General features: G+C 74.0%; 8 protein-coding genes. 6 read left to right on the top strand and 2 right to left on the bottom strand.

Translation table 11 applies throughout. The features are described from left to right. On the top strand, positions 1-851 hold an 851-nt coding region (locus V7793_RS27345), incomplete at its 5' end, for a WD40 repeat domain-containing protein (RefSeq protein ID WP_336011086.1). A gap of 63 nt (positions 852-914) precedes the next feature. Here V7793_RS27345 and V7793_RS27340 read toward each other — a convergent pair. Then, on the bottom strand, positions 915-1,313 hold the full coding sequence (locus V7793_RS27340) for a hypothetical protein (RefSeq protein ID WP_336011083.1): 399 nt from the start codon (positions 1,311-1,313) through the stop codon (positions 915-917). Between the two features lie 362 nt (positions 1,314-1,675). Here V7793_RS27340 and V7793_RS27335 point away from each other — a divergent pair, with 362 nt between their 5' ends. From V7793_RS27335 to V7793_RS27315, 5 genes are all read left to right on the top strand, one after another. After that, positions 1,676-3,205, top strand: a complete 1,530-nt coding sequence (locus tag V7793_RS27335; protein WP_336011080.1) for a hypothetical protein — start codon at positions 1,676-1,678, stop codon at positions 3,203-3,205. 45 nt (positions 3,206-3,250) lie between these two features. Then, a complete protein-coding gene (locus tag V7793_RS27330) occupies positions 3,251-3,820 on the top strand; it encodes a GNAT family N-acetyltransferase (RefSeq protein ID WP_336011078.1) in 570 nt (189 codons plus the stop codon). Positions 3,821-3,870: 50 nt separating this feature from the next. Further along, a complete protein-coding gene (locus V7793_RS27325) occupies positions 3,871-5,886 on the top strand; it encodes a DUF5107 domain-containing protein (protein ID WP_336011075.1) in 2,016 nt (671 codons plus the stop codon). Between the two features lie 127 nt (positions 5,887-6,013). Beyond that, complete coding sequence (locus V7793_RS27320; RefSeq protein ID WP_336011071.1) at positions 6,014-6,595, top strand: TetR/AcrR family transcriptional regulator; 582 nt, start codon at positions 6,014-6,016, stop codon at positions 6,593-6,595. 110 nt (positions 6,596-6,705) lie between these two features. Continuing rightward, positions 6,706-7,467, top strand: coding sequence for an SDR family NAD(P)-dependent oxidoreductase (locus V7793_RS27315; RefSeq protein ID WP_336011068.1), 762 nt, complete (start codon positions 6,706-6,708; stop codon positions 7,465-7,467). Here the strand turns inward: V7793_RS27315 and V7793_RS27310 are convergent. Next, positions 7,457-8,854, bottom strand: coding sequence for an amino acid permease (locus V7793_RS27310; RefSeq protein ID WP_336011065.1), 1,398 nt, complete (start codon positions 8,852-8,854; stop codon positions 7,457-7,459). The genes V7793_RS27315 and V7793_RS27310 overlap by 11 nt on opposite strands. Positions 8,855-9,279: the final 425 nt, after the last annotated feature.

The following is a 9,279-nucleotide window of genomic DNA, read 5'->3' as shown; positions in this document are numbered from 1 at the left end:
CCCGCCAGTGGGTGCACGCCCTCGCCTTCCACCCCGACGGCAGACGGCTGGCCACCGGGTCCCGCAACCGGGTCAGGGTCTGGGACGCCCTGACCGGCAACCGCATATGGGAGCAGCCGGTGGGCGGCTGGCTCTCGTCCGTCTTCGCCGCGGCGTTCAGCCCCGGCGGCCGCCGCCTGGTCACCGGGGGCGCCGACAACACCGTGCGCATCTGGGCCTCCTCCAACGGCGAGGAGCTGCTGCGCCTGCGCCACGACCACGTCGTCTTCGGCGTGGCCTTCAGCCCCGACGGCTTCCGCGTCGCCTCCGCCTCCGCCGACCGCACCGTCCGGCTCTGGGACTCCACCAGCGGCGACCCGATGCTGCGCATCACCCACGACCAGGTCGTGACCGACGTCGCCTTCAGCCCGGACGGCACGCGCCTCGCCTCCGCCTCGGCCGACCGCTCCGTACGGCTGTGGTCGCTCGGCGGCGACGCACTGCTGCGCCTGCGCCACGACCACGCGGTCAAGGCCGTCGCGTTCAGCCCCGACGGCGGCCGGCTGGCGACGGCCGGTGACGACGGCTGCGTCCGCGTGTGGGACGCCGGCAGCGGCCATCAGCTCCTGCTCGTGCGGCACGGGGACGCCGTGAAGGACGTGGCTTTCAGCCCCGGCGGCCACTGGCTCGCCACGGCCTCCGCGGACCGCACGGCGGGCGTGTGGGCCGTCGCGGACGGCACCCGCGCGCTGCGCGTGCAGCACCACCACACCGTCTTCTGCGTGGCGTTCGGCCCGGACGGCGGCTGGCTGGCCAGCGGCAGCGAGGACAAGACGGTGAAGCTGACGCCGGTGCCGGAAGAACGCGGATGAGCCCGGCGGGGAGGCCGCCGGGCTCATCGCAGGGGACCGGCGCAGGGGGGCCGGTCCGGGGGATCAGCGCGGTGCGGTGCAGATCGCGACCGCTCTGATCGATTCGGTGGCGCCTCCCACGGGGTTGGTGTTCGTGCCGCGGATCACCCAGCCGTTGCCCTCCTGGAAGGAGTCGGTGAAGAAGATGTGGATGCCGCTGGTCTTCCCGCCGCCGCCGCTGGGCACCCGGCCGGCCGGGCAGGCCACGAAGGTGCGGCCGTTGGCCTGCGGCGCCACGTTCAAGGCCGTGCCCTCCACCTGGTCGAAGCCGCCGATCTCCGGACCGTCCTCGGCGAACTCCTTGGCCTTGTCCGCGGCGGCGACGGGCTTGTCGTCGGCGGCGTTCTCCGCCGAGGCGGTGGTGACCAGGCCGCCGGTGAGGGCCGCGACCGCCGCCATGGCGAGGATGATGGTGCGCTTCATGCCGACCTCCTGTGCCGTGAAGCTGGGGGCTGCTTCCCGAGGGATGCGGAAGCTCCGGATCCACAAGCTACGGAGGAAGGGGTGATCGAGTGCAGGGAGCGATGGTGGGTACCGCGGGGGCGCGCGGAAGTGCAGCCGCATCTGTGGAATGGCTGACGTCCGGGAGCGGTGGGGCGCCCGGTGCGCCTGGGTCAACTGCTTTTGGCGGAGGCCGGTTTCCGGGGCACGGCTCCTGCATCGATGCGCCCTGAAAGTAACCCCCACGCCCCTCGTGTGGTGGATGCCCTGCTTGTCCGCTTCGCGGGCACTCTGAACCCTCCAGCGCGTGCCCGTCAGGCGGCATCAGGCAAAAGGGGGCTCCCATGCCCGACCCCATCACGATCAGCATCGAACCGTACCAGGAGGGCACGGCGACGGCCGCGTCCCTCGCCGGTGACCTCATCGGCCTGCCCGCCGTCCGCGAGCGCATCGCCGGACCCCGGACGGCCGTCGCCGACTTCCGGCTCCTGGAGAAGGACGCCGGCGCCGACGCGCCGTTCCGGGCCGTCGTCCACGACCCGGACGCCTACCGCTCGGTCGAGGTCACCGGGCGGCTGGGCGACCTGGCCGGAGCGGCCGTGCGCTCGGTGTGCTTCCAGCCGCTGCCCGGCCGCGAGGAGTTCGACCGGGCGGTCGAAGCGGTGCGCGCCCACGCCGAGTTCGGGCCGCAGCTGGCGGCCGACGGCGCGCTCGCGTACCGGCCCATGCCGCCGCTCGCCGACGTCACCCACGCCGACGGAACCGTGGACCGCGTCGTCACCGTCGGCCTGCGCACTCCCGGCAGCGACGTCAAGCACCGCATCGTCGGCGTGCGCACGAAGGACGGCACGGTGATCCCCGCCCCCGAGGGGGTCTCCGCCCCCTCCGCCCTGGACTGCGTGACCATCCCGCCCGCCGACAACTGCCCCGACCCGTCCGGCGGTCCGCGTGCCGTCCGCGTCCGGGTGCGCCGCGGGACCACCGAGCTGTGGAACCTGGTCGTCAACCGGCCCAGGACCTCCTCCGGTGTCAACGGCTCCGGCGCGGAGCTGCGATTCGTCGACCACAAGGGCGAGCGCGTCCTCTACCAGGCCCACGCGCCGATCCTCAACGTGCGCTACACGAACGACCGGTGCGGCCCCTTCCGTGACTGGGCGAACGAGGAGGTCTGCTTCGACGCGACGGGCTCCGACCCGGTCGGCCCGGGCTACCGCCTGTGCACCTCGGCGCCGCGCACGATCCTCGACACCCACAGCGACCAGGGCAACTTCCGCGGCGTCGCGTTCTTCCACGACGGCTCCGCGCTCCGCATCGTCAGCGAACTCGCCGCCGGCTGGTACCGCTACGTCACCGAGTGGCGGCTCGCCGACGACGGGACGATCCTGCCGCGCTTCGGCTTCTCCGCCGTCACCAACCCGTGCACCTGCCTGGCCCACACCCACCACGTGTACTGGCGGCTGGACCTGGACGTCGGAGGCTCGACCGCCAACCGGGTGGACGAGTTCAACGACGCCACCGGGTGGACGCCCGTCCGCCTGGAGGCCCAGCGCACCCGCAACCCCGCAAGCCACCGGCAATGGCGCGTCATCGCCCCGGCGACCGGCCGCGGCTACGTCCTGGCGCCCGGCGCGAACGACGGCACGGCGGACGCCTACGGCGTGGCCGACCTGTGGGTCCTGCGCTACCGCGGCACGGAGATCGACGACGGGCGGCCCGCCGACACGCGCGCCCACATCGGTGATTTCGTCAACGGCGAATCCGTGGACGGGCAGGACCTCGTGGTCTGGTACGGGGCCCACTTCTTCCACGACGAGGCCGGTCCGCCGCCCCCGTCGCACGTCGTCGGCCCGGACCTCCGCCCGGTCGTGGTGTGATCGCGGCTCCTCCCCGGGGCGGCGGCCGGACCGTACGATGAAGCGGTGCCCGATCACCAGACCGCCGACGCCCGCGCCCGCGTCCTCGCCGCGGGGCCGCGGGTAGCCGTCCGGGCCGTCACGCCGGAGGACGGCCCGGAGTTCACCCGCCTGGTGCGGGACAGCGCGGACCTGCACCACCCGTGGCTGTCCATGCCCACCACCGAGGAGGGCTTCGCGAAGTACGCCGCCCGCTTCGACGGGGAGCAGCGGGCGGGCTTCCTCGTGTGCCTGCGCGACTCCGGGCGCCCGGCCGGCTTCGTCAACATCAACAACATCGTGCGCGGAGCCTTCCAGTGCGGCGCGCTCGGCTACGGCGCGTTCGTGCCGTCCGCCGGGCGCGGCCTCATGAGCGAGGGGTTCGGGCTCGTCCTGCGCCACGCCTTCGGCCCGCTGGGGCTGCACCGCCTGGAGGCGAACATCCAGCCGGGCAACACGGCGTCACTCGCACTGGTGAAGCGGCACGGCTTCCGGCTGGAGGGCTTCTCCCCGGAGTTCCTCTTCATCGGCGGGGCGTGGCGCGACCACGAACGCTGGGCGATCACCGCGGACATGCTGCAGGAGCACCAGGATTGAGACCGGACCGCCGGGGCTGACCCGGACCGCCAGGGTTGAGAGAGGTTGCCGTGCCCACGACCATCCGACGCGCCGTGCTGTCCCTGCCCGCCGCCCCGCTCGGCGTGGAGGATCCGCTGCCGTCCCTGCGCACGGCCGCCGACGTCCACCGCATCGACGCCGAGCAGCGCAGGGCCCTGCCCGCCGACATGGCCCGCCAGGCCGGCCACGCGCCCCTGCGGTCGCTGCTGCCCGTGCGCCGGCGCGACGGCTACTCCCGCAGGCGCACCCCCGCCGATCTCGAGGCGATCGTCATCGAGAACGACCGGCTGCGCGCCACCGTCCTGCCCGGCCTCGGCGGGCGCGTGCACTCCCTGGAGCACAAGCCGGCGGGCCGGCAGCTGCTCTACCGCAACCCCGTCCTGCAGCCCGCCTCGTTCGCCCTGAACGGCGCCTGGTTCTCCGGCGGCATCGAATGGAACATCGGTGCGACCGGCCACACGACGCTGTCCGTGGCCCCGCTGCACGCGGCCCGCGTGCCGGCCCCCGACGGCGGGGAGATGCTGCGGCTGTGGGAGTGGGAGCGCCTGCGCGACCTGCCGTTCCAGGTCGACCTGTGGCTGCCGGACGGCTCGGACTTCCTCTACGTGGGCGTGCGCATCCGCAACCCCCACGACCGGCCCGCCCCCGTCTACTGGTGGTCCAACATCGCCGTCCCCGAGGAGGCGGGCACGCGCGTGCTCGCGCCCGCGGAGGCGGCCTGGCGGTTCGGCTACGAGCGCAGCCTGCGCCGGGTCCCGGTGCCCGAGTGGGACGGCGCCGACCGCACGTACCCCTTGAACAGCACGCATGCCTCCGACTTCTTCTACGACGTGCCCGGCGGAGAGCGCCGCTGGATCGCCTCCCTCGGCGCGGACGGCCACGGCCTCGTGCAGACCTCGACGGACCTGCTGCGCGGCCGCAAGCTCTTCGTCTGGGGTTCGGGCCGCGGCGGCCGGCGCTGGCAGGAGTGGCTCACCGAGCCGGGCACCGGCGGCTACGCCGAGATCCAGGCCGGGCTCGCCCGCACCCAGCTGGAGCACGTGCCGCTGGAGGCGGGCGGCACGTTCGCCTGGCTGGAGGCCTACGGGCCGCTGGCCGCGGACCCCGCCGCCGTGCACGGCGGCGACTGGGCGGCGGCCCGCGGCGAGGCGGCCGCCCGGCTGGAGGCGGCCCTGCCCCGTGCCGACGTGGACGCGGCGTACGCGGCGTGGCACCCGTACGCCGACGCCGAGCCGAAGGAGAGCCTGCACACCGGCTCAGGCTGGGGCGCCCTGGAGGCCGAGCGCGGCCACTACGACCTGCCGGGCACGCCCTTCGCCCCGGGGACGCTGGGGGAGGAGCAGGAGCCCTGGCTGGAGTTCCTGCACCGGGGGGAGTTCCCGCGGCCGGACCGGAGCCTGCCGCCCGGCCCCTCGCTCGTGTCGCCCCGCTGGCGCGAGCTGCTGGAGACGATCGGCGACGGCGACCTCTGCGGCGCCTACCACCTGGGGGTCGCCCGCTGGCACACCGGCGACCGCTCGCAGGCCGTCCGCGCCTGGGAGGCGGCGGGCGCCCTGTGGTGGGCCAAGCGCTGCCTGGCCTTCGCCGACGCCGAGGACGGCCATCCCGAGCGCGCCGCCGACCGGTATCTGGAGGCGTTCGGCGAAGCCTGCGGGGAGCGGCGCGAGAACGCCCCGTGGACCGCCGCGATGGCCGCGCTCGCCCGCGAGGCGGTGGAGGCGCTGCTGGCCGCAGGCCGGGCGGACGACGCCTCGGCCGTGCTGGACGGCCTGCGCCCGGAGCTCCGCGAGCACGGCCGCTTCCGGCTGCTGCGCGCCCGCGTGCTGCTCGCGCAGGGGGACGCCGCGGCCGCGCAGGAGGTCTTCGACCGCGGCTTCGAGGTGGCGGACCTGCGCGAGGGCGACGAGTCCCTCGGCGAGACCTGGTACGCGATCCAGGCGCGGCTGCTGGCGGGCGAGGGGCCCGTCACCGAGGAGATCCGCGCGCGGGCGCGGGCCCGGGCGCTGCCCCGGACGTACGACTTCAGGATGCGGCCGGCCCCGTAGTCTTCCGGCCCTCTTCGCGGCCCTTCCGGCCGTCTTCCCGGTCCTCCTGCCCGGCCGTCCCCGGCGGCCGGGCTTTCTGGACCGTTCATTCTTGACCGATCGTTCTCGAATCCGCTACGGTCAACTCATGGCCAGGACCAAGGAATTCGATCCGGACGCCGCGCTCCAGTCGGCCGTCGAGCTGTTCTGGCGGCGCGGCTACGAAGCGACGTCGATGGCCGACCTCGTCGGTCACCTGGGCATCGCACGGGCCAGCCTGTACGCGACGTTCGGCAGCAAGCGCGAGCTCTACCTCAAGGCGCTGCAGCGCTACAGCGAGCAGCACAGCCCGCGCGTGGCCGAGGAGCTCTCGCGCCCCGGCCCGGCCCTGCCGGCCGTGCGGGGGCTGGTGACCCGCTTCGCCGGCGAGGCGGCCGACGACGAGCTGCGGCGCGGCTGCTTCGTCACCAACACCGCCGTCGAGCTGGCGCCGCACGACCCCGCCGCGGCCCGCGGCGTCGAGGAGAGCTGGCTCGCCCTGGAGGCGGCGCTCACCGCCGCACTGACACGGGCTCAGGAGCAGGGCGAACTGCCGGCCGGCCGCGACCCGGTGGCCCTGGCCCGGATGCTGCTCGTGCTGATGCAGGGCATGCGGGTGGTCGGCAAGGCGGTGCCCGGCCGGGCCCGGCTGCGGGACGCGGCCGCACAGGCCCTCGCCCTGCTGGAGTGAACCGGAGCGAAGGTGACGGACTCCTGCTGCTTTTCCGGACCGCCGCCGCCGTCACGGCATCTCATGCAACACACCCGCCTTTATGCGACCCATTGCTTAGGAGTGTCGACATGACCGCACGTTTCACCGGCCGGACCGTCCTCGTCACCGGCGGCGGTACGGGAATCGGCCAGGCCATCGCCCTCGCCTTCGCCCGGGAGGGTGCCCGGGTCGTGGTCGCGGGCCGCAGGGAGGAGCCGCTGAAGGAGACCGTGGCCTTCGTGGAGGCGGAGGGCGGCGAGGCCGTCGCCCTCACCGCGGACGTGACCCGGGCCGAGGACGTGCGGGCCCTCGTGGAGCAGACCGTCGCGCGCTTCGGCAGCCTCGACGTCGCCGTCAACAACGTGGGCCTGGCCGTACCCCCGGCCAAGGTGGCGGACGTGCCCGAGGAGGACTTCGACCGGATCGTCGGGACCAACCTCAAGGGCGTCTGGCTGTCCATGAAGTACGAGATCGGGCACATGCGCGCCAACGGCGGCGGCGCCATCGTGAACATCGCGTCCAACGTCGGCGCCCACCGCAGGAAGCCCGGCTTCGGCGCGTACACGGCCACGAAGGCGGCCGTCTCCGCCCTGACGCGCAACGCCGCGCTGGACCACATCGGCGAGGGCGTGCGGATCAACGCCGTGAGCCCCGGGCCCGTCGAGACGCCGATGTCCTCGCGCCCCGGCGAGTCCTCGCTCGACAAGGCCGAGCGCATGAGCCGCGAGGTGCCGGCCGGCCGCGCGGGCACCCCCGACGAGATCGCCTCCGCCGTGCTCCACCTCGCCTCGGACGAGGCCGGCTACACCGTGGGTGCCGACCTCGTCCTCGACGGCGGCGTCACGGCCTGACGGCCTCCGCCTGCTCCGCTCGCTCCGCCGTCCCGGCCCGCTCCGGGGCGGCGGACCGCGCACCGGCCTGCTCCGTGGAGCGGCGGGCCGCCAGCCACACGTAGACGAGGATGCCGGCGAAGAGGAACAGCACGCCCTGGTAGACGGCCGCGTACCCCGCGCCCGCCACCAGCCAGAAGGAGAAGGCGAACGCGCCCAGCGCGAGCGCCATGTCACGGACGAAGCGGCCGGTGCGGACCTTGTCCCGCTGCCCCGTGAGCAGGAAGTACACCTGCGCGGCAGCGGCCAGCAGGTACGGGACCGTCGCGGAGAACGTCGTGATGAGGACGAGGATCTCGAAGACCCCGCCCACGCCCGAGGTGTAGTTGACGATGGTCAGCAGCGAGGCGAGGACCGCGGCGGCGAGCACGCCGAACGTCGGCACACCGCGCTTCTTCTTCCCGAACGCGGCCGGGAACAGCCCGTCCTTCGCGGCGGCGTAGGGGGCCTGGGCGCTCATCAGCGTCCAGCCGTTGAGGGCGCCCACGATGGAGATCACGGCGCAGAGGGCGATCAGCGTGCCGCCCCAGTGGCCGCCGAACATCACGTCGACCGCGTCCGAGAAGGGCGCCGTGGACTCCACCAGCTTGTCGTGCTCGACGGTGCCGAAGACCGAGACCGTGCCCAGGAGGTAGACCAGCGCCGCACCCACGGTGCCCAGGACGCTCGCGCGCCCCACGTTGCGCTCCGGGTCGCGGACCTCGCCCGCGCTCATCGCGGCGGACTCCACGCCCACGTAGGAGTAGAGCAGGATCGCGGCCGACGCCGTCAGCCCGCCGGTCCAGTTGCCGTCGGAGGTGGTGAACGAGCCCAGCTTGTCCGGGTCGAAGAAGAACAGGCCGACGACCGCGACGAACAGCAGCGGCACGAACTTCATCACCGTGGAGATCATCTGGACCGCGCCGACCCAGCGCGTACCGGCCAGGTTCGCGAGCGTGGGCAGCCACAGCATCGCCAGCGCCATGGCGAGGTCCCCGGCCATGGAGCCCTTGCCGGTCATGACGTGCAGGTAGCCGACGCCGGCCACGGCGAGGGCCGCATTGCTCACCCACGTCATGGTCCAGAACGACCAGGCGGACAGGAAGCCGGCGAAGTCGCCGAAGGCCTCGCGCGCGTAGACGTACGGGCCGCCGGTCTTCGGATGGCGCTCCGCGAGGCGCCCGAAGACCAGGGCCAGGGCGATGGCGCCGACGGTGAGGACGCCGAACGCGAGCAGGCTGACCGTGCCGAACGGGGCGACGGACGCGGGCAGCAGGAAGATGCCGCCGCCGATGATGTTGCCCATGACCAGGGCAGTGGCGGTCGGGAGGCCGAAACGGCGGGTGTGCGTGCCGTCGGTGTCGTGCATGAGGGGGTGTGCCTCTCGGTCCAGCGGGCAGGTTCGCCAGGATGTGCGACACGACATGGTGACCGGAGCTGGGCAGTCCGCAAAATCCTTTGTTTTTGTCCCGCCGCCCCCGCCCGGCGGCCGCAAATGGTGCTGCGATACGGGCCCCGGGCCGTCATTCGTCCAGCCGCCCCCGGACCGGCCGCCGCCCCCGCCCCGCGCGGGCGGCACCCACCCGGCCCCGGCCGAACGACGTCACCCGCCCGCCCGTGTCGGCCCGCTCCGCACCCCCTGATCTGCGAAGGTGGACGGGGGCGGCAGCAGGCGGCCCCGGTGCCGTACAGGCGCTGCCGCCCGGTGCGGACGGCGCGGCGGTCGGAGGTACGGACGGATGCAGGTCAGCTTTCCCTCGCTCCCCGCCGGCACGGCGCCCGAGCGCGGGCTGC

It is taken from the genome of Streptomyces sp. KLMMK (assembly GCF_036961605.1).
GTDB classification, from domain to species: Bacteria; Actinomycetota; Actinomycetes; order Streptomycetales; family Streptomycetaceae; genus Streptomyces; species Streptomyces telluris.
This window is presented reverse-complemented; position numbering and strand designations above follow the sequence as displayed.